Raw genomic sequence first — 24939 nt, forward strand, 5'->3', positions numbered from 1 at the left:
GGTCGGGGTCCGGGACGATCCCGGACCCCGACCGTTCTCAGAACAGCAGGCTGGCGAGGCGTCCGCGTGCACGGATGACGCGGGGGTCGGCGTCTCCGACCACACCGAACAGTTCGAGCAGTCGTTCACGGACCGGCGCCCGCTCATCGGTCGGGAGCTCGGCGAACAGGTCGAGCAGGCGCGCGAACGCGTCGTCCACGTGTCCACCGGCGAGGTCGAGATCGGCCACGTCGAATTGGGCGGAGATGTCCGTCGGCCCCGCCGCGGCGGCCGCTCGCGCTTCCGCGAGATCGAGGTGCTGGACCCGCGCGAGCAGTTGCACCTGCGCAAGGCCCGCTTTCGCATCCTCGTCGCGAGGGTTCTCCGTCAGAGCCTGCTCGTACGCGGTCGCCGCGGCCGAGTAGTCGCCCGCCTCGATCGCGTCGAAGGCGGCCTGATGAAGCGGCGGCAGGGCGGGCGCCTGCTGTTCGGCATCCGCCGGCGCTCCCTCCATCGGGACCGTCCCGGTCACTCCGTGCTGGGCGGCGAGCTGCAGAAGCTGCGTGAAGACCTCTCGGACCTGCGCTTCGGGCACCGCGCCGGTGAACAGCTGCACAGGCTGGCCCGCGACGAGCGCGACGACCAGAGGGATCGACTGCGCTCGGAAGCTCTGGGCGAGCTGAGGGTTCGCGTCGACGTCGACCTTCGCGAGGACGAGGCGCCCGCCGAGCTCGGCGACGACCTTCTCGAGCACGGGGCTCAGCTGTGTGCACGGCCCGCACCAGTCCGCCCAGAGGTCGACGACGACCGGCACGGTCTTCGACAGTTCGAGAACCTGGCCGAAATCCGCATCCGTGACGTCGAAGACGAGACGGGATGCCGGTGCCTGCCCGTCCGGCGAGGGTGCAGGCGAGGCCGGCTGACCGGCGGGCCGGTTGCGGAGGGACGAGAGGTCGACGGCGCCGCGCATGACGGCACCGGGTGCGGGAGTGTTCACTCTTTCTTAACCACCTTGGCGTCGAGGACGTTGGAACGGGAAGCGAGCAGCTGGATCTTCTCGTTGGACCCCTGAGCGGGGACGAAGAAGTACAGCTGGTCGGTGTACTGCGTGCGGAACCCCGTGCTCGATTGCGAGACGCCGGAGAGCGCCTTCACCACGACGTTGTCGCCCAACTTGATGACGGCATCGCTGTCCGTCGGAACGATCGTCTCGTTCTCCGTCACCGTGACCGCCACGATCGCTCCGCTGTCGAGGGTCACCAGCGATAGGGGTTCGGAGGGACCGGCCTCGGCTGCGAAGGACACCCGCCCGGTCTTCTCGCCGGTTTCGTTGAAGTTCTTCAGCAGCGTGGCCCGGTTCTCCGCCACGAGGGAGCGGAACGTGTCGGATTTCTCGTCGAACATCGCGGCGAACTCGCTCTTCGCGCCCTTGTCCAGCACGTCGGCATATGCCGCCGCCAGATCCTTCGGCGGCATGAGCAGGAACGGGGAGTTCGGTTCCACCGCGACGGCTCCGACGTACTTCGCGGCGAGGTTCATGCTCGCGTCCGCGCGAAGGCTCGAGATGTAGGCGACCTTGTACTCCGCCCACGGATTCTCCTGCGTGGCCGTCACCATCGTGCCGACGCCGTCGGCGTCCTCGACGACGGCGAGGAACATGCGAGGCCAATCGTTCTTCGCCTGCGGCAGGAAGGCCGTCATGTCCCCGGACGGGATCGCGGGCAGCGATTCCGCTTTCGAGAGCTCCTTGCGAAGGCGGTAGTTCGTCTCCCGCTCGACGAGCGCCGGCCCGGTCAGGCGCACCGCAGCCGCCTTCGGGTCGTTGGCTTCGTCGGCCGTGGTGACCTGCTCGGAGATGCGCGACAGGATCCGTTCGGCCTGCGTCTGTGTGACGGCGGGTGCGCCCTGACCTTCGGGAACGATCACCGACGCCGTGGGCGACGGGGTCGCCTCGGGTTGCAGATCGGGCCACGCCTCGGGCGAGCATCCGGTGAGCGCGATGCCGCCGAGCACGACGGCGGAGACCGCGATCAGAGGGCGACGTCCGATCGTCAGTCGGCGCCGTGCGGGCGCCGCCGTGATGACGCCCTTCTCCGCTTCCTCCACGGAGAGGTCGATCGGCTGTGTGGCTGTCAACGGGAGTCCCTTCCGACGTGGGCCGCGTGAGCGTCGCACGTGCCGAAGCGCGAAGATGTAGAGGATCAGGCCGATCAGCGCCATCAGGATCCCGCCCACCAGGAGGGGACCGGCCCAGGGCGTTGTCGCCCCCGTCGGCCAGCTGACGCTCATCGACGACGGCGCGGCCGAGGTGCCGTCGGTGGCCACGAGCACGCTCATGTCGGCGGGAAGTCTCAGGGTCGTGGCGAGCGAGCGATCCTGCTGGAATTCGTCGAGCCACAGATCCGAACCGATCGGCGACGCGGTCGGCGATTCGCCGTCCGGGGTGACCGACGCCGGCACCGTCTTCGTCACCGGCTCGCCTTCGCCGTTCACCGTCACGTGTTGGTACTCCGTGGGAGCGAGCCACGCGGCGACGTCCTGGGTCCGGCCGTAGGCGGCGAACACCTGCCCGTCACCATGGATACGCAGGGTCTGGGATCCCGGGCGGCTGTCGAGGACGGAGCCGTCGATGAGGACGTACGGCGTCGAGCCGTCCGTGGTGATCTCCGCCGTTTCCGTCGTCGGTGCCTCGAGGACCGTGCGCTGTGCGACCCCCGCGCCGATCATCAGCGTGGCAAGTACGAAGGCGATGATCGCCCACACGAATCTCACGAACCGCCGCCCTCCTCCAGCCGCCATCACGGGTGTGCGGCCGATCTTCGACATTCCAGCCTAGCGAACGGCGCTGGCAAACGCGTGGGAGGGAGTCGCTGCCCGGAGGGAGAGGCGGAGCGAACTAGGGTGAGTGCAGACCTGGGAAAGGGCAGCCGTGAAGATCCAACATGCGTTCCGCACCGCACTCGTCGCCACGCTCGGCGTGGGCGTCGGCATCCTCATCCTGACCGGGGTCGAGACTCTCTCGACGGTGCTCCTGTACATCGGGACGGCACTATTCCTCGCGCTCGGCCTCGACCCCGTGGTCTCCTTCTTCGAGCGCCGCGGTCTCCCGCGATGGGGCGCCCTGGTCGCGACGTTCGCCGGGCTTCTGGCGATCGCCACCGCGCTCGTCCTCATCGTCGTGCCCGTTCTCGTGGATCAGATCGCGAAGCTCGTGCAGCAGACGCAGAAGCTCGTCCAGAGCGCGGTGGAAGGACAGTGGAACCCGGTCACCGTCGCGAGCGACTGGCTCTCGCAGACCTTCCCGCTGCTTCAAGTCGACATGGTGCTCGGGTACGTGAACGACTGGTGGAACGGCCTCGACTTCGCCGATATCGGCACGTCACTCGGAACGGGCCTGCTGTCCTTCGGCGCGGGCATCGTCGCGTTCGCGACCGGGACGATCATTGTTCTGATCCTGACCATCTACTTCACGGCGTCGATGCGGTCTCTGAAGCGGTCGGTGTACCAGCTCGCGCCGGCGTCGAAGCGGGAGCGATTCGTCGGTCTCTCGGAGCAGATCACCGCGTCCGTCGGCTACTACGTCATGGGGCAGGTCGTCCTGGGGGCGATCAACGGCATCCTGAGTGCTGTCTTCCTGTCGATCATCAAAGCTCCCTTCCCCGCTGTTCTTGCCGTCATCGCCTTCTTCTTCTCTCTGATCCCCCTCGTCGGCACGCTGACCGGCTCCGCGATCATCGTGATCGCCTGCCTCGGTCTGGCGTCACCGCTGACGGCGCTGGTCGCCCTGATCTGGTACCTGGTGTACATGCAGGTGGAGGCGTACTTCCTCTCGCCGCGCATCATGAGCCGAGCTGTCTCCGTTCCCGGAGCGGTCGTCGTCATCGCCGCGCTCGCGGGCGGATCCCTGCTGGGCCTGCTCGGCGCGCTCATCGCGATCCCGGTGGCCGCGAGCGTCCTGATCATCTACCGCCAGGTGCTGATCCCGCGGCAGAACGAGCTCTGATTCAGGCGATCCGCCAGCAGGCCGTGTGCCAGTGCCGGCGGGCAGCCAGGTCGGCGGCATCCCCGAGCACACCGTCCGCGCGCCAGACCACCACATGCGCCGTCCCGGACGGAACGACGCGCCCGCAACCGGGGCAGACGTAGTCCTTCTGCGCCTGGACGGCGGACACCGGCTGCACCGTCCATTCGACGCCGCGACGGCTCTCCGTCCGCTTCCACCCCGCGAGGAGGCGATCGAACGATGCGTCGGGACCGGCGGGCTTACGCCTGTTGGATCGGGGCATCGGCTCAGTACCAGCCCGAGCGCTGCGACTTCCCCCAGGCGCCACAGGGAGTGCCGTAACGTCCCTGGATGTAGCCGAGCCCCCAGGTGATCTGAGTAGCAGGGTTCGTCTCCCAATCGGAGCCGACGGACGCCATCTTCCGCCCCGGCGTGGCCTGGGGGATGCCGTACGCGCCGCTGGAGGCATTGAAGGCGTTGACACGCCAGCCGGACTCTTTGTTCCACAGCGCGACGAGACAGGCGAACTCCGAGTCCCCCCAGCCACGGGCAGTCACCATGTCGTAGGCGATCGCCTGCGCGCTGCCGGGGTTCGGGGTGACGAAGGGCGGGCTCCACCCGGACGAGGAGGATCCCGACGATGACGAGCCTGAGGAGGACTCCTTCACCGGCGTCGGAGTGGGAGTCGGGGTGGGCGTCGGCTTCACATAGACCGTGTAATCGCTCGCCCGCTCCAGCTCCAGGCCCGGCGCGTCTCCGGCCTGGTAGCGCTGAGCATCGTGCACGGCGGTCGCGTACAGCGACAGGGGATCGAGTTCCGTCGCCTCCGCCCGCGTCGGGAACGACGCCAAGGGAACGAGGGATGCCGCGACGAAGCCGGCCGTCGCCATGACGGAGAACGCCGCCAGGACACCGCGCCTCCGGGACCACCGTGGCGCGGAGACCGCTCGGCGCGGTGACATCACGCCACGCGTCTGGACGGCAGAACGCGTCGGGAGGATCTCGTTGCCGGAAGTCACAGTCCCCCGATCATATCCGCGCTCGCGAGCGGTCGCCACGCGATCATCCGACCGACTGCATCACATCCACGACCGCATCCAGAACCGCATCCACCTGGGTTTCGTCGTACCCGCCCAACTGCATGCGGAACGCCACCGTGCGGACCTGCTCGATCGTGAGACTCTCACCCGACTCGAGGTATCGAGCGATCCGGCCGGCCACGAGGTCGACCTCATCGATGTGGTAGCCGAAACGAAGGAGCGAGACGCGCCGGAAGCGACGACGCGAGGGGCGGGACAGACGGTCGAGGATCTCCTGAGCGAGCGCGCGGGATGCGCCCACCCAGGCACGCGCACCTCGCCGAGACATCGCTGACGCTCGCTCGCGCTGCGCGAAAGCGTCCTCGATCCGAGCGAGCGCGCCGTCGACGGCGTCGACGGCGTACCCGTGGCGCACGAGCGGGAACGCCGCAGCACGGACGTCATCCGAGGTGAGCGTCGCAGCCTCGTCTTCGAAGGCCGCGCGCGCGCCGGAGAGGAAGTCGTCGACGGCACCGGGGTCGTAGCCCTTCCGACGTCCAGACGTCACGGGGAATGCTGCGGGTGAGGTCAGTTCGGTCATGAAAGCGCACTCAACGGGTTCAGGAGGATGTACAGGGCGAGGCCGGGAACGAGCGAGGGAAGGATCGAGTCGAGCCGGTCGAGCACTCCCCCGTGTCCGGGCAGGAACGAACTCATGTCCTTTATGCCGAGGTCGCGCTTGATGAGCGACTCGCCGAGGTCTCCCACCGTGGCGGACACGAGGATCGCGGCGCCCAGGACGAGGCCGGCCCACAGCGGGATCTGCAGCATCAGTACGCCGAGCAGTCCGCCGGCGACGAGGCTCGCGAGGACGGCGCCGCCGAACCCCTCCCACGTCTTGTTCGGGCTGATGCGGGGTGCCATCGGATGCCGCCCGATCGCGACACCGCTCGCGTATGCCCCGGTGTCGACGGCGACGGCGATGATCAGAACGGCCAGCAGCCAGAGCTCGCCGTGATCCTGTCGGAGGAGGACCAGGGCGAGACTGCCGTGGAACACCACATACAGCTGGATCAGAGCTCCGGCGAGAACGTCGTTCACCACGTCGCCGTACCGACGGCCGTCGCCGGCCGCCATCTGAGCCACGAGACGCCACACGACGACGAGGACGACGGCGGCGAAGATCACGAACCAGTGCGTGAGATAGCCCACGAACGCTGCTCCGAGCACGGCGACCCCCGCGGACAGCTGCGCCGCCAGGTCGATCCGGCGTCCGGCGGCCTGGAGTGCGCGGGTGAACTCGAGAGCGCCCAAGAGGCACAGCGGTACGGCGAAGGCGATGAACGCCCACTTCCAGAACAGGAGCGATCCCAGCACGACGGCCCCGATGGCGAGACCTATGAGGGTCGCCATGATCAGGTTGCGCCCGGAACGGGCGTTCAGGCGCTCATTCGCTTCTTCGAACTCGACTCGAGCCCGCTCGAACTGACTCTCGAACTCGGTCCGCGCCGCTTTGACGTGCGCCTGGAACGACGACGGATCGCCCGCGGGCACCCCTGCGCGGCGCAGATCGGATCGACTCGACGAGGTATCCGGTCCGGCCGCGTCCCCCGATGCGTCTTCGGACATGGCGATATCAGACCTCGAGGAGCTCTGCCTCTTTGCGCTTCAACGCCTCGTCGATCAGGTCGACGTGCGTCTTGGTCACCGCGTCGAGCTCCTTCTCGGCCCGAGCGAGGTCGTCATCGCTCACTTCGCCCTTGAGGGCGTCGAGCTCGTCCTTGGACTTGCGCCGGATGCCGCGCACCTGGACCTTCGCGTCCTCGGCCTTGCTCTTGACGAGCTTCACGTACTCCTTGCGGCGGTCCGCGGTCAGCTCGGGCATCGTCACGCGAATGACGTTGCCGTCGTTCGACGGGTTCGCGCCGAGGTTCGGCATGTCGCGGATGGCGTGCTCGATGCTCTTCAACGCCGACTTGTCGTACGGCGTGATGACGAGAGTGCGCGCCTCGAGGGCGTTCAGTGAGGCGAGCTGGGCCAGCGGGGTCGGAGTGCCGTAGTACTCGACCATGACCTTCTGGAACAGCTGCGGGTTCGCGCGCCCTGTGCGGACGGTCGAGAAGTCCTCTTTCGCGGCCTCGACGGCGCGGTCCATGCGGGTCTTCGTGTCGGCCAGGGTCTCGGCGATCACGGTCTCTCCATTCGTCGGTACGTCCGGTTAAGTCTAGTCGTCGGCCGGGGTCGACCTCAGACGCTGACGAGCGTGCCGATCGATTCTCCGAGGAGCGCACGGGTGACGTTGCCGGCCGGCTCCATGCCGAACACACGCATGTCCATCCCGTTGTCCATGCACAGGCTGAAGGCCGTCGAATCGACGACCTTCAGTCCGCGCTGCAAGGCGTCGCGGTAGGTGATCGTATCGAGCTTCTGTGCCGAGGCATCCACCTTCGGATCCGCCGTGTACACGCCGTCGACGCCGTTCTTGGCCACGAGCACCTCGACGGCACCGATCTCGAGCGCGCGCTGCGCGGCCACGGTGTCGGTCGAGAAGTAGGGAAGGCCGGCGCCGGCGCCGAAGATGACGACGCGGCCCTTCTCGAGGTGGCGCTCGGCGCGACGCGGGATGTAGGGCTCGGCGACCTGCGTCATCGAGATGGCGGACTGGACGCGTGTAGCGGCGCCGGCCTGCTCGAGGAAATCCTGGAGGGCGAGCGCATTCATGACCGTGCCCAGCATGCCCATGTAATCCGCGCGACCGCGGTCCATGCCGCGCTGGCTCAGCTCGGCGCCGCGGAAGAAGTTTCCGCCGCCGACGACGACGGCGACCTCCACGCGGTCGACTGCTGCCGCGATCTCACGGGCGATCTGGCTGACCACATCGGGGTTGACGCCGAGCTGGCCGGCGCCGAAGGCCTCGCCGGAAAGTTTCAGAAGGACGCGACGGCGTCCGGTGTTCTCATCGATCACGCGGGGATCCTCTCGTCTAGGGGGAGACTATCGAACGGCATGGAAAAGGGGTTCGCATCTTGCGATGCGAACCCCTCGTCCATCTGCTTACGCGCCGACCTTGAAGCGGGCGAAGCCGGTGATCGTGATTCCGGCGTCGGCCGCGACCTTGGCGACGGACAGCTTGTTGTCCTTCGCGTAGTCCTGGTCGAGCAGGGCGACCTGCTTGAAGAACGCGTTCACGCGGCCCTCGACGATCTTCGGAAGGGCGGCCTCGGGCTTGCCCTCGTTGCGGGAGATCTCGGTGACGATCTCGCGCTCCTTCTCGACGTCGGCCTCGGGGACCTCGTCACGCGAGAGGTAGGTCGGGTTGGCGAACGAGATGTGCTGCGCGATCGAGCGAGCGGTCTCGGCGTCGTCACCCGAGTAGGCGACGACGACGCCGACCTGCGGGGGCAGGTCCTTGCTCGTCTTGTGCAGGTAGACCTGGAAGGCGTCGCCCGAAAGGGTGCGGACGCGTCGCAGTTCGACCTTCTCGCCGATGATCGCGGCCTCGTCGGAGATGAGGTCGGCGACCGTCTTGCCGCCGGCGTCGGCGGCCAGAGCAGCCTCGGCCGAGTCTGCACCGGCAGCGGCAGCAGCGTCGAGGACCTTCTCGGAGAGCGCGATGAAACGCTCGTTCTTGGCGACGAAGTCGGTTTCGGTGTTCAGCTCGATGAGCGTCACCTTGCCGTCCTGCTCGCGCGCGGCGATCAGGCCCTCGCTCGTGGAGCGGTCGGCACGCTTCGCGTTGCCCTTCGCGCCCTTGAGGCGGAGGATCTCGACGGCCTTCTCGAGGTCGCCCTCGGCCTCCTCGAGCGCCTTCTTCGTGTCGACCATTCCCGTGCCGAGCTGCTCGCGCAGCGCCTTGATGTCGGCGATGGTGAAGTTTGCCATGGGTGGCGGCTCCTCAGTAGTTGGGTGGTTGTATCCGGACGTCGGCGCCCCGCGGGTCGCGGGGCGCCGACGGGAAGATCACTCGGCGGTCTTGGCCTCGGCGGGAGCCTCGGTCGACTCAGCGGCCGGAGCCTCCTCGGCGGGAGCCTCCTCGGCAGCGGGAGCGGACTCCTCGGCAGCCGGAGCGTCGGCCTGCTCGGCGGGAGCGGACTCGAGGAGCTCGCGCTCCCAGTCGGCCAGCGGCTCGGCCTCGGCCGACTCGTCGGTCGGGTTGTGGCGCTGGATGAGACCCTCGGCGGCCGCGTCGGCGATGATGCGCGTCAGCAGGCTGACCGAGCGGATCGCGTCGTCGTTGCCGGGGATCGGGAACTGGAACTCGTCCGGGTCGGCGTTCGTGTCGAGGATGCCGATCACGGGGATGCCGAGCTTCTGCGCTTCGCTGACCGCGAGGTGCTCGCGCTTGGCGTCGACGATCCAGATGGCCGACGGCGTCTTCGTCAGGTTGCGGATGCCGCCGAGCGACTTGTGCAGCTTGTCGAGCTCGCGCTTCTTGAGCAGCAGCTCCTTCTTCGTGAAGCCGCTCTCGGAGGGGTTCTCGAAGTTGAGCTCCTCGAGCTCCTTCATGCGTGCGAGACGCTTGGAGACGGTCGAGAAGTTCGTGAGGAGGCCACCCAGCCAGCGCTGATTGACGAAGGGCTGGCCGACTCGCGTGGCCTGCTCGGCGATGATCTCCTGCGCCTGCTTCTTGGTGCCGACGAAGAGGACGGTGCCGCCGTGGGCGACGGTCTCCCGGACGTACTCGTACGCCTTGTCGATGTAACCGAGCGACTGCTGCAGGTCGATGATGTGGATGCCGCTGCGCTCGGTGAGGATGAAGCGCTTGACTTTCGGGTTCCACCGGCGGGTCTGGTGTCCGAAGTGGACGCCGCTGTCGAGCAGCTGGCGAATGGTGACGACGGCCATGGCCGTTCTCCTGTTCTGTGTGGTTGATCGCGCCGGACCGTTGGTCGCGGCGAGCCTGGTGCCCGGCACGCACCCACTCCCGAAGGAGACCGTTGGGTGGGATGCCGCGATGTCGATCGACGTGTCGGATCGAGCCGCTCTGGGCACGCGTAGTCACCCCGACGAGCGAGGTGCCCTCCAAGCATAGCAACAACAGGGGCTTCTCCCCCGCCCCGCCGTCGCGGAGATCATCCACGTCGAGGATCGCTCTGCGCCGTCGTCGTCGGCGTTGTTCGACGATGATCGGATGCCGCGGTCCCGCCTTGTTCTCGCCGTCATGATCGTCTTCTTCGCTGCGCTGACCTCCCCGAGCGACGAGGGGCTCGGAGAAGACCGTCCATCGTGGACACTCCCTGTGCCTGGGGCGAGCGTCCTGAGACCTTTCGAGGCACCCGCCCATGACTATGCGGCGGGTCATCGTGGCATCGACATCGGCCCGGTCGACGGAACCGTCCTCTCCCCGGCCGACGGCATCGTCGCCTTCGCGGGAACCGTCGTGGATCGGGGAGTCGTCACGGTCGATCACGGCGACGGGTGGGTGACGAGCGTCGAACCGATCGACCCGAGCGTCGCGGCGGGGGACGTGGTATCCGCCGGGGATCCCCTCGGCACGATCGGCCTCGGCGGCCATGCGCCACCGGGAGCCCTTCACGTAGGCGTCCGTCACGATGGACAGTACGTGAATCCACTGGTGCTGATGGGGCGGGTTCCGCGGGCCGTGCTCCTCCCCTGCTGCTGACGGTGCCGCTCAGGCCCGAGGGTGCGCGAGTCGGTAGGCGGCGGTGAGACGCTCGGTCGACACGTGCGTGTAGATCTGCGTCGTCCCGAGACTCGCGTGCCCGAGCATCTCCTGAACGGCGCGGAGGTCGGCGCCTCCGTCCAAGAGGTGCGTGGCGGCGGAGTGCCGCAGCGCGTGCGGACCCACGGCATCCGTCCCCACGACCGGCCCGACGACACGTCGCACGACGTCGTACGCCGCGCGGACGCCGAGTCGACCACCGCGCGCGCCGAGGAAGAGCGCCGTCGTCGCCGGGTCGGACAGAAGTGCCGGACGTCCCCGGACGATCCACGCCTCGACGGCCCGCTGAGCGGGTGCGCCGTAGGGCACGACCCGTTCTTTGCCGCCCTTGCCGAGCACCCGGACGGTCGCCGCAGAACGGTCGAGAGAGGCGAGGTCGAGCCCGCACGCCTCGGAGACGCGCAGCGCGGCTCCATAGAGGATCTCGAGGAGCGCGGCGTCGCGGAGGGCGAGCGCGTCTCCGCTCTCGTCGGCCGCCGCGCGCGCCGTGTCGAGGACGTCGGCGAGCGACTGCGAGGAGGCGACCGCGGGAAGGGTCCGTCCTCGCTTGGGAGTGACGAGGCGGAGACTCGGGTCGCCCGGAAGCATCTTCTCGTCCGTCGCCCAGCCGAAGAACCCCCGAACCGACGCCGTCCGCCTCCCGAGGCTCGTGCGCGCGATGCCCCGTTGCGTCGCGTCCCACAGCCACTCCCGCAGGTGTTCGACATCGACGTCGCCGAGTTCGGGGTCGCGGAGGAAGTCCGCCAGATCGGTGAGATCGGAACGGTAGGCGCGCACGGTCGCGGGCGACAATCGGCGCACGCGTTCGACGTGCTCGATGTAGAGCAGGGCTGCCGATGACACGCGCACGTTCCCAGGATGCCGCCCGGACCGTGAGTACGGGGTGAGGCGTGCCGATGACGCGAGCCGAGACAGGGTCAGGACGATGGTGCGCGGCGCCACCCCTCCGGTCCTCGGCGTGCCCTGCCGTCGAGCTCCAGGAGCGCGAGCAGGCCACGGATCTCCTCGAGGGCGAAGCCGGCGCGGCGGGCCACGTCCTCAGGCGACCTGGCGCTGCGCACGCTCAAGGCGTCGAGCACTCGGGTCCGGTCGTCGGTCCGTCCGCCGGCGGTCTCCGACAGGTGCACGTCCGCGCCGGCGAGTTCGCACGCATCGTCTGCCGACGTGATGCACCGGGCGTCATACTCCCTGAGCAGCCGGTGGCATCCGGCTGACGCCGCGCTCGTCACCGGCCCGGGAACGGCTCCGAGGGGCCTCCCCAGGGCGGCGGCATGCCCTGCGGTGTTCAGGGATCCGCTCCGCCACCCGGCTTCGACGACGATGGTGGCGCCGCTGAGCGCGGCGATGAGCCGGTTGCGCTGGAGGAACCGCCACTTCGTCGGCGGTGTGCCGCAGGGGACTTCGGCCACGACGGCGCCCGGTCCGGCGGCGATGCGGCCGAGGAGGTCGGCATGCCCGGCGGGGTAGGGGCGGTCGACGCCGCCCGCCAGCACCGCGACCGTCACGCCGCCGGCGGCGAGCGACGCCCGATGGGCCATGCCGTCGATTCCGTACGCGCCGCCGGAGACGATCGCGATGTCCCGCCGTGCAAGGCCGGTCGCGAGTTCCCCCGTGACGTGTTCGCCGTATCCCGTCGCGGCACGGGCTCCGACGAGCGCGATCGCCGTTTCACCGTGAGCGAGCGAATCGAGCCGGCCGCGCACCCACAACGCTCGCGGACTGTGCACGCCGAGGTCGGCGACGCCGCTCGGCCATCCCGCACCGCCGGGGACGACGAGCCTCGCACGCACGCGTCGCGCTCGGTCGAGCGCGTCGTCCACGGACTCCAGCCGCGACCGCCACCGGCGTCGGCCGGCGTCGAGAGAGGGGCTCATCGCCGCGCCATCATCGAAGGCGGTGCGGAGCGCGGACACCGGTCCCCGCTCCTCGATCAGCGCGCCGGCCACGCCGTCGCCCGGCTCGGTCAGGCACGACCAGACCGCGTGCGCGTGATGGTGCACGACGACATCCGCATCATCCAGAACCGCGTCTGGAACGAGCCCCTTCAGGCGCCGCCGCGAGAGTTCGATGTCTTCCCTCAACATGCCGATCCCCCGCGCTTGAGGTACAGCGCACCCCCGACGTCAGCGGCATCCGGATGTTCTCGTCCTGCGAGGTCCGCGAGAGTCCAGGCGACGCGGAGGACGCGGTCGTACCCCCGGAGCGTGAGGGACCCGCGATGGAGAGCGTCGTCGAGGGGGCGCGTGATCGCCGGAGCCACGCGGAGCGGTCCGGAGCGGAGCCACGTCCCGTCGACCTCGCTGTTGGTTAGCCAGGGTGTGCCCGACAATCGTCGCTCCGCGCGACGGCGTGCCTCGATCACCCGGCCACGGGCATCGACGGTGGTCACGCCGGTCGCGACGGACTGCGTCGCGGAGACGCGCTGCAGTCCGAGTTCGATGTCGATACGGTCGATGAGGGGGCCGGAGAGCCGGCCGAGGTATCGCCGGATCGCGAGCGACGGACACGTGCACGCACCGCCCGGTATGCCGTAGTTTCCGCACGGACAGGGGTTCGTCGCGATGACGAGTTGGAAGCGGGCAGGGAGCACGGCGCGGAATCCGACGCGGTGGATCTCGATGCGGCCCGACTCCAGCGGCTGACGCAGCGCGTCGAGTGCGTGGCCGCTGAACTCACCCGCTTCGTCGAGGAACAGCACCCCGCCGCTCGCACGGGCGATCGCCCCCGGTTGGAGGACGCGACTGCCGCCGCCGACGAGAGCGACCGCGGACGCGGTGTGGTGCGGAGCCTCGAACGGGGGACGTCGTCGGAGGGTGGTCACGGGGAGCCCCGCGAGCGAGCGGATCGAGGCGACCTGGAGAGCCGTGTCGTCGTCTAGATCCGGAAGGAGCCCTGGTAGGCGCTTCGCGAGCATCGTCTTGCCGGCGCCGGGCGGTCCGCTCATGAGGAGATGGTGCCCGCCGGCCGCGGCGACGATGAGCGCCTCCACGGCGTCCCGCTGACCGATCACGTCGGCGAGGTCAGGGGTCTGGGTGTCGTCCGTCCCCGCGGCCTCGAGCGCCGCCACCGGCTCGGCGTCGACGTCGGGGACGTCCAACCCGTGCGCTCGCGCGACATCGCGAAGGGTGACGGCACCGCGCACCTCGATGCCGTCGACGAGTTCCGCCTCGGCGAGGTTGCCGTGGGGGACGATGACGCGTCGGAACCCGGCACGAGCCGCCGCGAGGACGGCGGGCAGCACACCCGAGACTGGTCGCAGCCTTCCGTCGAGCCCCAGTTCTCCGAGGTGAACGGTCTCCGACAGCGACTGACGGTCGAGCGGAGCTTCCGTCGCGACCGCCGCGATCGCGATGGCGACGTCCAGCGCTGAGCCTCGTTTGGGCAGATTGGCCGGCGACAGATTGACGGTGACGTGGCGCCGCGGCAACGATAGATCGCTGTTCGCGCACGCGTTGTGGACCCGCTGCTGCGCTTCGCCGAGAGCCTTGTCCGCCAGCCCGATGATCGAGAACCCGGGAATCTGATTCGACAGGTCGGCCTCCACCTCGACGATGTCTCCCACGAGCCCGGACAAGACGACGGACCAGGTCCGGCCGAGGCTCATCGGAGGTCCTCCAGGTGCTCCACGACCGCGGAGCGGGGGTCTGGCCCCGTGATGCCGATCAGATCGAGCCGGAGCCGTCGGCCGCGCGCGGCATCCGGGTGCGCCACGACCCACGCCGCTCCCAATCGCCACAGCCGATCCCGCTTGCGCGCGGTCACCGCAGCGAACGGATGGCCGAACCACTCCCCTCGTCGCGTCTTGACCTCGACGACGACGAGGTGGCGACCCTGCTCTGCGACGATGTCGATCTCGCCGCCCGGACTCCGCCAATTCCGATCGAGGATGCGGTACCCGTGGGTACGGAGATAGTCCTCCGCACGATTCTCGCCGGCTCGGCCGAGGTCGTCTTTCGCTGCCATGCCCCTACTGTCGGGGCACCGCGCACTCCGATTCCGCGTCCGCTCGGATCCGTGGACCCGCCGACGCCTCGCGCGCCTGGGGAGAAGGCTCAGCCGTCGAGCGACAACTCCTCGGGGAGCTGGAAGTCGCGCCGCTGGAGCTCTTCGACGTTGACGTCCTTGAAGGTGAGAACCCGCACGGACTTCACGAACCGGTCCGCGCGGTAGATGTCCCAGACCCACACGTCGTTCATCGAGATCTCGAAATAGAAATCATGCTCGGTGTCACGACGGACGACGTTGACCTCGTTGGCGAGGTAGAACCTGCGCTCGGTCTCGATCACGTACTGGAACTGACCGACGACGTCCCGGTACTCCTTGTACAGAGCCAGCTCGAGTTCGCGGTCATAGTCCTCGAAGACTTCGTCATCCATGGTGACTCCATCCTAGGCGGGCGTCGGACCGCCGCAGACCTAGAACAGGGTGGGGGCGGCCGCGATGGACCATGACGCGCGATGGTGAGCACTGAGCCCGTGGCTCTCGATCGCGGCGCGGTGCTCCGCGCTCGCATACCCCTTGTTGCGGGACCAGCAGTAGACCGGTGACTGCGCGTCGAGATCCCCCATGTACTCGTCACGTGCGACCTTCGCGATGACGGATGCCGCCGAGGCCGACGCGCAATCCCGGTCCGCCTTGATGACGGGCCGGACTCCCCGGCCGACGGACGCGATCGGCGTGATGTAGTCGTGGTTGCCGTCGAGGATCACGAGCGCGTCCTCGACCTCCACGCCCTGCGCACGAAGGTCGTCGATCGCTCGCACGGCGGCAAGCCCCAGCGCTCGGATGATGCCCACCTCATCGACTTCGTTCGCCGTCGCCCACCCCACGGCGTGGGCCGGCACCCAGGCGCGCGCTCGCTCCGCCACTCCCGCACGGCGCGGTTCGACGATGAGCTTCGAGTCGCGCAGCCCTTCGGGCACGCGTCGACGGCTGAAGGCGGCATCCGCAGCCACCGCTCCGACGGCGACCGGACCCGCAAGCGCCCCGCGGCCGACTTCGTCGCACGCGATGACGAGCGTGTGTTCGCGCAGGAGACGCCGCTCGAGGGTGAGCGTCGGAGCGACGGCCGCCATCATGGCGCGGGAACCCCGCGGAAGACCTCGTGATGGAAATCGATCGTGCCGAACCTGTCGAACGGCCACGTGATGAGGAACGCGCGTCCGACGATGTTGTCGATGGGCACGAAGCCATGGCCCGGCTGCTCCTGCTGATACCGGGAGTCCTGCGAGTTGTCCCGATTGTCGCCCAGTACCCATACCGACCCTTCCGGCACGGTGACGTCGTAATCGAACTCGTCCGGGGCGGACTGCGACGGGCTCAGGGCGACGTAGGGTGTCTCATCGATCGGAACATCGTTGACCGTCACTTGGCCGAGCGTGTTGCAGCAGACGACGTGATCGCCCGGCAGTCCGATGACGCGTTTGATCAGGTGATCCTCGCTGTCCGACGCGGACAGCCCCACGAGCGAGCCGAGCCAGTCCACGGCGGCCGTGAGCGGCGGCTCCTCGGGGCGATAGGTTGTGGGGAGCCACCCGCCAGGGTCCTTGAACACGACGACATCCCCGCGTTCGTAGTCGCCGAACCGCGGCGTGAGCTCGTCGACGAGGATGCGGTCCCCCTTGAGGAGCGTGTTCTCCATCGAGCCGGACGGGATGTAGAACGACCGGACGAGGAACGTCTTCACGAGGAACGACACGAGGATCGCGACCAGCAGAATCACGAGCACGTCGCGGATGAAGGGCCAGGGTCCCCGGCGTCGGGAACGTGCGCGGACGTCGCTCTCGAGAGCGGACGACGGGGAGTCGGTGGTCATGCTGTCCTTCACCGGTGCCGGGGTTCGGCGACCGGTATCCAGCGTCGCACATGACGTGCGCGTGGAGCATCGAAACACCCGGGAACGAAAGATGCCCCAGGACCGAAGTCCCAGGGCATCCCTGTCGAAGAGGCGCTCAGCGGTCGCGCTTCTCCTTGATCTTGGCCTTCTTGCCGCGCAGCTCGCGCAGGTAGTACAGCTTCGCGCGACGGACGTCACCGCGGGTGACGACCTCGATGTGGTCGATGACGGGGCTGTGCACGGGGAACGTGCGCTCCACGCCGACCTGGAAGCTGATCTTGCGAACGGTGAACGTCTCGCGGACGCCGTCACCCGAGCGACCGATGACGACACCCTGGAACACCTGGATACGCGAGCGGTTGCCTTCGGTGATGTTGACGTGCACCTTGACGGTGTCGCCGGCGTTGAAGACGGGGATGTCGGAGCGCAGCGAGGCTGCGTCGACGGAGTCGAGGATCTGCATGATCATCACTTCCTGCGACCGCCCCAGGTCGACCGCGAGAGTTAGAGGAGAAAGGATGCGGTGCCCCGTCGGTGCCGATGCGGCTCCGAACTCCCCTGAGGCAGAGATCTGTCAGGGCACAAGCGTCCATTCTGCCATGGATGCCGACCCCCGCCAAACACGCACGGATCAGCGCAACGGGTCGCGCTTCTCCTCGAGGACCACGACCGTCGGGTCCGCCTGCGGACCGCGCGCCGGCGCGGTGTAGCGACGAAGGATGACGGAGGGACGAGCCTCCTGGAACAGCTGCCAGAGCGACGACCAGAACACCGCGAAGAAGACGAGGGTCGCGCCGATCAGCAGCGGCCAGAACCAGGCTTCGCTGAAGAAACCCACGAGGATCGTCAGAACATGCCACAGGCCGATCCCGGCGACATCCCACCACGACAGCGCCCGCGTGTGACGTACCGTCCCGCGGGACCGGATCAGAAGCGTGAGGACGAGTTGCCCCACCAACACGGACGGGATGGCGATGACGATGACCCACGCCAGGGCCCATCCCCCGGCATCCGAGGCGATCCAGCCGATCAACAGCCACAGCGGCAGGATGACGGCGCTCGGCAGCAACCAGTGGAACAGTCCGCGACGCAGTGGCATCCTCCGATGCTACGCCGCCGGGGCTGGGCGGTCTCGGGGAGGAGGCTCAGTCGGCCAGCAGGTCGGGCCGCCGCGCGCGCGTGCGCTCCACCTGCTGATCACGGCGCCACTGGGCGACGCGACCGTGGTGCCCGCTCAACAGGACGTCCGGAACGTCGTACCCGCGCCAGGAGCCCGGCTTCGTATAGGACGGGTACTCGAGGAGTCCGTCTTCGTGCGACTCCTCGACCAGGCTCTCGGGGTTTCCCACGACTCCCGGGACGAGCCGTCCGACGGCTTCGATCATCGCCATCGCCGCCACTTCGCCGCCGTTGAGCACATAATCGCCCAGGCTGACGAGGCGGACCCGGCCGAGCGTCGCCGCATACGAGAAGACACGTTCGTCGATGCCCTCGTAGCGGCCGCATCCGAAGACGATGTGGCTTTCGGCGCTCCACTCGCGAGCGGTCGCCTGCGTGAACCGCTCCCCCGCCGGAGACGGGAACACGAACAGGGGTCCGGATGCCGGATCCTTCTCGCCGTCGTCCGGTCGAGACGCGAGCTCATCGAGGGCGAGTCCCCACGGTTCGGGCTTCATGACCATGCCGGCACCGCCGCCGTAGGGGGTGTCGTCCACGGTCCGGTGCCGGTCGGTGGCGTGGTCGCGGAGATCGTGCACGCGGATGTCCAGCAGGCCGGCGCCGCGCGCGCGCCCGAGCAGCGAGACTTCGAGGACGTCGAAGAACGCGGGGAAGATCGTGACGACGTCGATGCGCACGTCAGGACCCGGCGGTACCCTCGTCGCCCGACACTGCGGGCGAATCGTCCTCGGCGGCCAGGTCTTCGAACAGACCCGCCGGCGGCGTCACGACGAGTCGTCCGGCGGCCATGTCGACCTCGGAGACGATGGCCTTCACGAACGGGACGAGGACCTCGCGGTCCTCCCCTCCGGTGAGCTGGACGCTCAGCAGGTCCTGCGCCGGAAAGTGGTCGACGCGGGCGACGCGCCCCACGACCTCGCCGTCCCGGACGACATCGAGGCCGACGAGTTGGTGGTCGTACCAGGCGTCGTCCTCGACGACCGGGGCGGTCGGATCCTGATCGATCCAGAGGATCGCACGGACGAGCGACTCCGCGCCGTCGCGGTCCTCGACCCCGTCGAGGAAGACGACCGGGTGGGAGTTCATCCACTTGAACTCGCGCACCGTCACGGTCTTCCCGTGCCAGGGCGAGGACTCCGGGACCTGCAGTGTGAAGACCGCACCGGGCACGAAACGGCCGTCGGGGTCATCGGTGTACAGCTCGAGCTTGAGGGCGCCCTTGAGCCCGTGTGCCTTGACGAGACGGCCGACACGCAACTGCGTCCGGGCCGGGTTGACCGACACGTCAGTCGTCCGCCACGTCGACGCGGACGCGCGAGCCGTCTGCCAGGGCGGAGATGAGGGTGCGCAGGGCTTTCGCCGTGCGTCCGCCGCGCCCGATCACACGACCCCGGTCATCGGGGTGCACACGCACCTCGAGCACCTCGCCGCGAGGCGAGGAGCTGGAAGCGATGGTGACGTCGTCCGGGTGATCCACGATCCCCTTGACGATGTGTTCGAGCGCGGCGGCCAGCAAGGTCTTACTCGGACTCAGTCGCGTCGGCGGCCGCGGCGTCAGCGGCAGGCGCCTCGGCCTTCTTCTCCGCCTTCGGCTTGATGACCGACTTCTTCGACGAGTCGAGCTCGAAGGCGGCCTTCGGCTCGGCGGTCTTCACGGTCGAGACCGCGTCCTTGTCGCCCTTGAACTTGCCCCAGTCGCCTGTGAGCTTGAGGATGGCGGCGACCTGCTCGGTCGGCTGAGCGCCGACGGAGAGCCAGTACTGCGCGCGCTCCGAGTCGACCTCGATGAACGAGGGCTGCTCGGTCGGGTGGTACTTGCCGATCTCCTCGATGACGCGGCCGTCGCGCTTGGTGCGCGAGTCGGCGACGACGATGCGGTAGTACGGCGCACGGATCTTGCCCATGCGCTTCAGACGGATCTTGACAGCCACAATTCTCCTGAATGGTGTTGCGAGTGATGATGAACGTCGCCTGGAGCGTGGGGTGCACACCCGGCGGGAGCTCTGCGGTGGACCTCCGAGCCGGATAGAGGGTCGGGCAAGGCGGTCCAACCGTCCATTCTGCCAGATGGAGAGGGATGCCGCGAACCGCCGCACCGGCGTGCCACACTGAGCCCATGACGGTGACCTTCGCCACATCCGCTCGTTCGTCCGTCGGAATCGAATGGGAGATCATGCTGGCCGACCGGTCGACCGGCGACCTCGTCCCCGCGGCTCCCGGCATCCTGGATGAGATAGAGGAGCAGACCCGCCACGAGCGTCACACCGTCACGGGAGAACTGCTGACCAACACGATCGAAGTGACGAGCGGGGTCGGTGACACCGTCGCCGCCGCCGTCGACGACATCGGCGACGCCATCGACCTGATCCGCACGGTCACCGACCCGCGGGACATCGAACTCCTGTGCGCCGGCAGCCACCCGTTCGCCCGCTGGTACGACCAGCAGGTGACGGACAAGACCCGGTACCACAAGCTCATCGAGCGCACGCAGTGGTGGGGGCGCAACATGATGATCTGGGGCATCCACGTCCACGTCGGGGTCGAGGACGTGTCGAAGGTGATCCCCATGATCAACGCGCTCTCCGCCTACCTCCCCCATCTGCAGGCGCTCTCCGCATCCAGCCCGTTCTGGGCGGGCGACCGAACCGGCTACGCGTCGAACCGCGCGCTCGTGTTCCAGCAGCTCCCGACTGCCGGACTCCCCTGGCCGCTCGAGACCTGGGCCGAGTACGAGGCCTACCTCGCCGACATGGAGCGGACGGGCGTCATGGCGGACGCCACCGAGGTGCGGTGGGACATCCGTCCCGCGCCGCGATGGGGGACGATCGAGATCCGCGCGTGCGACGGGATGTCCACGCTTCCCGAGCTCGCCGCCGTCGCCGCGCTCGTCCAGGTGCTGGCGGAGCACTTCTCCCGGATGATCGACGAGGGGAGACCGTTGCCGACGATCCAGCCCTGGTTCGTCCGCGAGAACAAATGGCGCGCAGCCCGCTACGGCCTCGACGCCGACATCATCGTCGACCGCGAGGGGCGTCAGCGACCCGTCGCCGAACACCTCCGCGAGCTCGTGGAGTCCCTCTCCCCCGTCGCATCCGAGCTCCACTGCGCGAAGGAGTTCGCCGGCATCGCCCAGATCCTGGATCAGGGCGCGAGCTACCAGCGTCAGATCCGAGTGGCGGATGCCGCCGACGGAGACCTCCGCGAAGTCGTGCACCACCTCATCCGGGAGTTCCGGGGCGGCCCGAGCCTCCGCGAGGTCGTCTCGGTCGGCTGAGAGCGGTCAGTTCTTCCCGAAGAGCTTCTGGATCTCGGCGAGGTCCGCCTCGGTCGGCTCCGTCGGCGCGCCGAGGCCGAAGCCCGACCCGGACGCCGCCGTCGTCGCTGCCGAGAGGCCGGCGTTCTCGGCCGCCCGCTTCGCGGGATTGCCCGACCGCGAGCCTCCGCTGCTCTTCTGCTTCTTCCCACGCTTGCTGGACGCGCCCGGCTTTCCGCCGACGGCGCCCATACCCGGCATGGAGGGGACGCCACCGCGGGCGACCGTCTTCATCATCTTCGCGGCCTGATCGAAGCGCTGCACGAGCTGGTTGACGTCGGTGACGGTCATGCCCGACCCCCGCGCGATGCGGAGGCGGCGCGAGCCGTTCAAGACCTTCGGGTTGCGACGCTCGATCGGCGTCATCGAGCGGATGATGGCCTCGGTGCGATCGATCTCGCGCTCGTCGAAGTTCTCGATCTGCTGCTTCATCTGCCCCATGCCCGGCAGCATGCCGAGCATCTTCTTCATCGAGCCCATCTTGCGGACCTGCTGAAGCTGCTCGAGGAAGTCCTCGAGCGTGAACTGCTCCGTCGCGAGCTTCTCCGCGACGCGCTGCGCCTCTTCCTCGTCGAACGCCTGCTGAGCCTGCTCGATGAGGGTGAGGATGTCACCGAGGTCGAGGATGCGGCTCGCCATGCGGTCGGGGTGGAAGGGCTCGAGGTCGTCGAGGCCTTCACCTGTCGAGGCGAAGATGATCGGGCGCCCGGTGACCGACGCGACGGAGAGTGCGGCGCCACCTCGGGCGTCGCCGTCGAGCTTGGACAGCACGACGCCCGTGAAGTCGACGCCGTCCTGGAATGCCTTGGCCGTGTTGACGGCATCCTGACCGATCATCGCGTCGATGACGAACAGGACCTCGTCGGGCGCCGTGGCAGTGCGGATGTCGGCTGCCTGCTTCATGAGCTCAGCGTCCACACCGAGACGGCCGGCGGTGTCGATGATCACGGTGTCGAACTGCTGGCGACGAGCATGCTCGACTCCGTCGCGGGCGACCTTCACGGGGTCACCGACGCCGTTGCCCGGCTCGGGGGCGTAGATGGCGGCACCGGCGCGCTCCGCGACGACGGTGAGCTGGTTCACGGCGTTCGGGCGCTGCAGGTCGCACGCGACGAGCAGAGGCGTGTGCCCGTCCTTCTCGAGCTGCTTGGCGAGCTTGCCGGCGAAGGTCGTCTTACCGGAACCCTGCAGCCCCGCGAGCATGATGACGGTGGGCGGCTGCTTGGCGAACTGCAGGCGACGCTGCTCGCCGCCGAGGATCGCGACGAGCTCCTCGTTGACGATCTGGACGACCTGCTGAGCGGGGTTCAGTGCGCGGCTGACCTCGTCGCCGAGCGCGCGGTCGCGCACCTTGCCGGTGAACTCCTTGACGACCTGGAGCGCGACGTCCGCGTCGAGCAGGGCGCGACGGATCTCACGCACGGTGCCGTCGACGTCGGCGGGCGACAGCTTTCCCTTCGTGCGGAGGTTGCGGAAGGTCTCGGTGAGACGATCGGAGAGCGTGCCGAAGGTAGCCATGATGGCTCGAGTTTAGTCGAGCGGGAGCGCCCGCCCGGCGCCTCGGGCAGGCAACGTGATCGCGGCTACCCCGAGGGCACCCTCGAGCTCGTCGGAGAGCGAGGCCCGGCCGGCACCGGCGCGTGCCCAGCGCTCGATGGCGATCATCACGGCCCCGGCGTGGGCAGCGCCGCAGACCGCGGCAGCCACCTGCTCCGCACCGTGCGCGACGAGGGATGCCGAGACCACCGTGGCGATCCGCGCACTGCGGACCGCCGCGCCCCGTTCCAATTCATCCGTCAGGCCCATGGCGTGAGCATTGACCAGGGCGAGGGCGAGGCTGTCGGGCTGGAGATCGCGACACATGGACATCAGAGCCGCCGCCGGATCCTCCACCGGTGCGCCTGCCCGCAGCGTCTCGATCCGACCGTCGAGCGAGGACCAGAGGATGGCCTCCTTCGACTCGAAGTAGTTGAAGAAACTCGACCTGCTGACCCCCGCGCGCGCCGAGATGTCCGTGATCGATGTCGCGTCGAAACCGCGCTCGAGGAAGAGTTCGCAGGCCGCCTCCGACAACACCTCGCGAGACGACGCGCGGGGCCGACCGGTCGTCATGACGCCAGCCTATCGGGGGCGTATTGTTGCACGCAGTCCAACAACGCGAGAGGCCCTCATGATCGAGATCCGCACCGTCGGCATGGCGCCCGACCTCGTCCCCTACCGTGACGGCTGGGCGCTCCAGCGCGGGCTCCACGCCGACATCGTGAACGGGAGCCGCGGCGACACGCTTCTCCTTCTGGAGCACGAGGCCGTCTACACGGCCGGAGCACGCACGGCGCCGGACGAGCGCCCGGTCGACGGTACGCCTGTCATCGATGTCGACCGCGGGGGGAAGATCACCTGGCACGGTCCGGGCCAGCTCGTCGGCTACCCCCTCGTCCGCCTTCCGGATCCGGTCGATGTCGTGGCGCACGTCCGCCGACTCGAGGACGTTCTCATCCGCGTCGCACGATCGCTCGGTGTCGACGGAAAACGCGTCGACGGGCGAAGCGGGGTCTGGGTCGATCGCGCCGGCGCGACGGCGAAGGTCGCCGCCATCGGCGTGCGAGTGCAGGGCGGGGTCACGATGCACGGGTTCGCGCTGAACTGCGACAACTCCCTCGAACCGTTCTCTCGAATCATCCCGTGCGGGATCGCCGACGCCGGCGTCACGACGCTGTCGTCGCTCCTCGGCCGCGACGTCTCGCCCCGCGAGGTCCTTCCCACGGTGGCATCCGCTTTCGCAGCGGAGTTCGGCGCGGAGGTGGCGGCATGAGCGCGGCCGGGCCCGACGGCCGGCGGATGCTCCGCCTCGAAGTGCGCAACGCGCAGACGCCCATCGAGCGCAAGCCCGAGTGGATCCGCACGAAGGCGCGGATGGGACCCGAGTACCAGGAGCTCCAGGCCCTCGTGAAGGACGAGGGACTCCACACGGTCTGCCAGGAAGCGGGGTGCCCCAACATCTTCGAGTGTTGGGAGGACCGGGAGGCGACGTTCCTCATCGGCGGTTCGCAGTGCACGCGCCGATGCGACTTCTGTCAGATCGACACCGGAAGACCCGCCGACTACGACACGGATGAGCCCCGCCGCGTCGCGGAGAGCGTCATGCGCATGCGCCTGCGGTACGCAACCGTCACGTGCGTGGCCCGCGACGATCTGCCCGACGGCGGTGCGTGGCTCAACGCCGAGACCGTGCGCCAGATCCACGCGACGAATGCGGGAACGGGGGTGGAGCTGCTCGCCACGGACTTCAACGGCGACCCCGAACTCCTCGACGTCGTCTTCGCTTCGCGACCCGAAGTCTTCGCCCACAACGTCGAGACCGTTCCCCGGATCTTCAAGCGCATCCGCCCCGCCTTCCGGTACGAACGATCCTTGGGTGTCCTTACGCGGGCGCGGGATGCCGGATTGATCACGAAATCCAACCTCATCCTGGGCATGGGCGAGGAACGTCACGAGGTCGAGGAGGCGCTGCGCGATCTCCACGCGGCGGGGACCGACATCATCACGCTGACGCAGTACCTGCGTCCGTCGCCCCGACACCTGCCGGTAGCGAGGTGGGTGACGCCCCAGGAGTTCGTCGAACTCCGAGAGCTCGCCGAATCGATCGGCTTCCTCGGCGTGCTCGCAGGACCGCTCGTCCGTTCGTCGTACCGCGCAGGTCGGTTGTGGGCGCGATCGATGAAGTCCAAGGGCCGCGACATCCCGATCGAATTGGCGCACCTGGCGGAAGAGGCCGCTGCCGAGGGTTTCGCGCAGGCCGTCTGATTCCTCCACAGGCGCCGGGCGGCGGCATCCGTCCACCGGGACCGCCGTTTCCGCAGGCGCGGAGTGCTCCCGCTCGTACTTTCGTGGTGCCGGACCGACCGGCACCACGAACGGAAGAGCCCT

30 protein-coding genes are annotated in these 24939 nt (G+C 68.6%); 5 read left to right on the forward strand and 25 right to left on the reverse strand.

All coding sequences use genetic code 11. The features are described 5' to 3' along the window. Positions 1 to 37: 37 nt before the first annotated feature. Both BLP38_RS05110 and BLP38_RS05115 read right to left on the reverse strand, forming a co-directional pair. Complete coding sequence (locus BLP38_RS05110; RefSeq protein ID WP_091353878.1) at positions 38 to 976, reverse strand: tetratricopeptide repeat protein; 939 nt, start codon at positions 974 to 976, stop codon at positions 38 to 40. Continuing rightward, positions 973 to 2751: a glycosyl transferase gene (locus tag BLP38_RS05115; protein ID WP_231916572.1), complete on the reverse strand. Its 1779-nt coding sequence runs from the start codon at positions 2749 to 2751 to the stop codon at positions 973 to 975. The genes BLP38_RS05110 and BLP38_RS05115 overlap by 4 nt, the downstream gene beginning before the upstream one ends. A gap of 157 nt (positions 2752 to 2908) precedes the next feature. Here BLP38_RS05115 and BLP38_RS05120 point away from each other — a divergent pair, with 157 nt between their 5' ends. Beyond that, positions 2909 to 3982 carry an AI-2E family transporter gene (locus tag BLP38_RS05120; RefSeq protein ID WP_091353885.1) on the forward strand — a complete coding sequence of 358 codons (1074 nt, stop codon included), beginning with the start codon at positions 2909 to 2911 and terminating at the stop codon, positions 3980 to 3982. Between the two features lies 1 nt (position 3983). Here BLP38_RS05120 and BLP38_RS05125 read toward each other — a convergent pair whose 3' ends face one another. The 8 genes from BLP38_RS05125 to rpsB all read right to left on the reverse strand — a co-directional run bounded on the left by BLP38_RS05125 (position 3984) and on the right by rpsB (position 9846). Next, positions 3984 to 4265 carry a hypothetical protein gene (locus tag BLP38_RS05125; protein ID WP_091353888.1) on the reverse strand — a complete coding sequence of 94 codons (282 nt, stop codon included), beginning with the start codon at positions 4263 to 4265 and terminating at the stop codon, positions 3984 to 3986. 4 nt (positions 4266 to 4269) lie between these two features. After that, a complete protein-coding gene (locus tag BLP38_RS05130) occupies positions 4270 to 5001 on the reverse strand; it encodes a phage tail tip lysozyme (protein ID WP_091353891.1) in 732 nt (243 codons plus the stop codon). A gap of 43 nt (positions 5002 to 5044) precedes the next feature. Then, complete coding sequence (locus tag BLP38_RS05135) at positions 5045 to 5602, reverse strand: DivIVA domain-containing protein (RefSeq protein WP_091353895.1); 558 nt, start codon at positions 5600 to 5602, stop codon at positions 5045 to 5047. Then, positions 5599 to 6630 carry a phosphatidate cytidylyltransferase gene (locus BLP38_RS05140; RefSeq protein WP_091353898.1) on the reverse strand — a complete coding sequence of 344 codons (1032 nt, stop codon included), beginning with the start codon at positions 6628 to 6630 and terminating at the stop codon, positions 5599 to 5601. The genes BLP38_RS05135 and BLP38_RS05140 overlap by 4 nt, the downstream gene beginning before the upstream one ends. Positions 6631 to 6637: 7 nt before the next feature. Then, positions 6638 to 7192: a ribosome recycling factor gene (gene frr, locus BLP38_RS05145; RefSeq protein WP_091353901.1), complete on the reverse strand. Its 555-nt coding sequence runs from the start codon at positions 7190 to 7192 to the stop codon at positions 6638 to 6640. A gap of 56 nt (positions 7193 to 7248) precedes the next feature. Continuing rightward, entirely contained in the window at positions 7249 to 7968 is a 720-nt protein-coding gene (pyrH, locus tag BLP38_RS05150; RefSeq protein WP_091353904.1) for a UMP kinase, read from the reverse strand. Positions 7969 to 8055: 87 nt separating this feature from the next. After that, a complete protein-coding gene (gene tsf / locus BLP38_RS05155; RefSeq protein WP_091353907.1) occupies positions 8056 to 8883 on the reverse strand; it encodes a translation elongation factor Ts in 828 nt (275 codons plus the stop codon). Between the two features lie 78 nt (positions 8884 to 8961). Next, complete coding sequence (rpsB, locus tag BLP38_RS05160; RefSeq protein WP_091353910.1) at positions 8962 to 9846, reverse strand: 30S ribosomal protein S2; 885 nt, start codon at positions 9844 to 9846, stop codon at positions 8962 to 8964. Positions 9847 to 10132: 286 nt separating this feature from the next. Here rpsB and BLP38_RS05165 point away from each other — a divergent pair, with 286 nt between their 5' ends. Continuing rightward, positions 10133 to 10624, forward strand: coding sequence for a murein hydrolase activator EnvC family protein (locus BLP38_RS05165; RefSeq protein WP_091353913.1), 492 nt, complete (start codon positions 10133 to 10135; stop codon positions 10622 to 10624). A 9-nt stretch (positions 10625 to 10633) separates the two neighbouring features. Here the strand turns inward: BLP38_RS05165 and BLP38_RS05170 are convergent, their stop codons facing one another. From BLP38_RS05170 to rpsP, 13 genes are all read right to left on the reverse strand, one after another. Further along, complete coding sequence (locus BLP38_RS05170; protein ID WP_172824658.1) at positions 10634 to 11533, reverse strand: tyrosine-type recombinase/integrase; 900 nt, start codon at positions 11531 to 11533, stop codon at positions 10634 to 10636. 68 nt (positions 11534 to 11601) lie between these two features. Then, on the reverse strand, positions 11602 to 12768 hold the full coding sequence (gene dprA / locus BLP38_RS05175; protein WP_091353916.1) for a DNA-processing protein DprA: 1167 nt from the start codon (positions 12766 to 12768) through the stop codon (positions 11602 to 11604). Beyond that, positions 12762 to 14288 (reverse strand): YifB family Mg chelatase-like AAA ATPase, encoded by a 1527-nt coding sequence (locus BLP38_RS05180; protein WP_091353919.1) that lies wholly within the window; start codon positions 14286 to 14288, stop codon positions 12762 to 12764. Before BLP38_RS05180 ends, dprA begins: the two co-directional genes overlap by 7 nt. Then, positions 14285 to 14647, reverse strand: a complete 363-nt coding sequence (locus BLP38_RS05185) for a YraN family protein (protein ID WP_091353921.1) — start codon at positions 14645 to 14647, stop codon at positions 14285 to 14287. Before BLP38_RS05185 ends, BLP38_RS05180 begins: the two co-directional genes overlap by 4 nt. Before the next feature lie 89 nt (positions 14648 to 14736). Then, a complete protein-coding gene (locus BLP38_RS05190) occupies positions 14737 to 15060 on the reverse strand; it encodes a DUF2469 family protein (protein ID WP_036309185.1) in 324 nt (107 codons plus the stop codon). A gap of 39 nt (positions 15061 to 15099) precedes the next feature. Continuing rightward, a complete protein-coding gene (locus BLP38_RS05195; protein WP_091353924.1) occupies positions 15100 to 15759 on the reverse strand; it encodes a ribonuclease HII in 660 nt (219 codons plus the stop codon). Further along, positions 15759 to 16499 (reverse strand): signal peptidase I, encoded by a 741-nt coding sequence (gene lepB / locus BLP38_RS05200; protein WP_172824659.1) that lies wholly within the window; start codon positions 16497 to 16499, stop codon positions 15759 to 15761. Before lepB ends, BLP38_RS05195 begins: the two co-directional genes overlap by 1 nt. A 136-nt stretch (positions 16500 to 16635) precedes the next feature. After that, on the reverse strand, positions 16636 to 16983 hold the full coding sequence (gene rplS, locus BLP38_RS05205) for a 50S ribosomal protein L19 (RefSeq protein ID WP_065572175.1): 348 nt from the start codon (positions 16981 to 16983) through the stop codon (positions 16636 to 16638). Between the two features lie 168 nt (positions 16984 to 17151). Then, a complete protein-coding gene (locus BLP38_RS05210; protein ID WP_091353931.1) occupies positions 17152 to 17619 on the reverse strand; it encodes an MFS transporter permease in 468 nt (155 codons plus the stop codon). A 46-nt stretch (positions 17620 to 17665) separates the two neighbouring features. Further along, a complete protein-coding gene (gene trmD, locus BLP38_RS05215) occupies positions 17666 to 18376 on the reverse strand; it encodes a tRNA (guanosine(37)-N1)-methyltransferase TrmD (RefSeq protein WP_091353934.1) in 711 nt (236 codons plus the stop codon). A gap of 1 nt (position 18377) precedes the next feature. Beyond that, entirely contained in the window at positions 18378 to 18983 is a 606-nt protein-coding gene (rimM, locus tag BLP38_RS05220; protein ID WP_091353937.1) for a ribosome maturation factor RimM, read from the reverse strand. Between the two features lies 1 nt (position 18984). Further along, positions 18985 to 19215: an RNA-binding protein gene (locus BLP38_RS05225; protein ID WP_018188045.1), complete on the reverse strand. Its 231-nt coding sequence runs from the start codon at positions 19213 to 19215 to the stop codon at positions 18985 to 18987. Between the two features lie 4 nt (positions 19216 to 19219). Continuing rightward, a complete protein-coding gene (rpsP, locus tag BLP38_RS05230; RefSeq protein ID WP_091353940.1) occupies positions 19220 to 19630 on the reverse strand; it encodes a 30S ribosomal protein S16 in 411 nt (136 codons plus the stop codon). A gap of 185 nt (positions 19631 to 19815) precedes the next feature. On the opposite strand from rpsP, the gene BLP38_RS05235 reads away from it, so the two are divergent. After that, entirely contained in the window at positions 19816 to 20973 is a 1158-nt protein-coding gene (locus tag BLP38_RS05235; protein ID WP_091353944.1) for a glutamate--cysteine ligase, read from the forward strand. Between the two features lie 6 nt (positions 20974 to 20979). On the opposite strand, the gene ffh is transcribed toward BLP38_RS05235, so the two are convergent. After that, positions 20980 to 22530: a signal recognition particle protein gene (ffh, locus tag BLP38_RS05240; protein ID WP_091353948.1), complete on the reverse strand. Its 1551-nt coding sequence runs from the start codon at positions 22528 to 22530 to the stop codon at positions 20980 to 20982. Between the two features lie 12 nt (positions 22531 to 22542). Then, complete coding sequence (locus BLP38_RS05245) at positions 22543 to 23124, reverse strand: TetR/AcrR family transcriptional regulator (RefSeq protein WP_091353952.1); 582 nt, start codon at positions 23122 to 23124, stop codon at positions 22543 to 22545. Between the two features lie 58 nt (positions 23125 to 23182). Between BLP38_RS05245 and lipB the strand changes: the two genes are divergently transcribed. After that, a complete protein-coding gene (lipB, locus tag BLP38_RS05250) occupies positions 23183 to 23824 on the forward strand; it encodes a lipoyl(octanoyl) transferase LipB (protein WP_091353955.1) in 642 nt (213 codons plus the stop codon). Further along, on the forward strand, positions 23821 to 24816 hold the full coding sequence (lipA, locus tag BLP38_RS05255) for a lipoyl synthase (protein WP_172824660.1): 996 nt from the start codon (positions 23821 to 23823) through the stop codon (positions 24814 to 24816). Before lipB ends, lipA begins: the two co-directional genes overlap by 4 nt. The last annotated feature ends 123 nt before the right edge of the window (positions 24817 to 24939 follow it).

It is taken from the genome of Microbacterium sp. LKL04, from assembly GCF_900102005.1.
Taxonomy (GTDB): Bacteria; Actinomycetota; Actinomycetes; order Actinomycetales; family Microbacteriaceae; genus Microbacterium.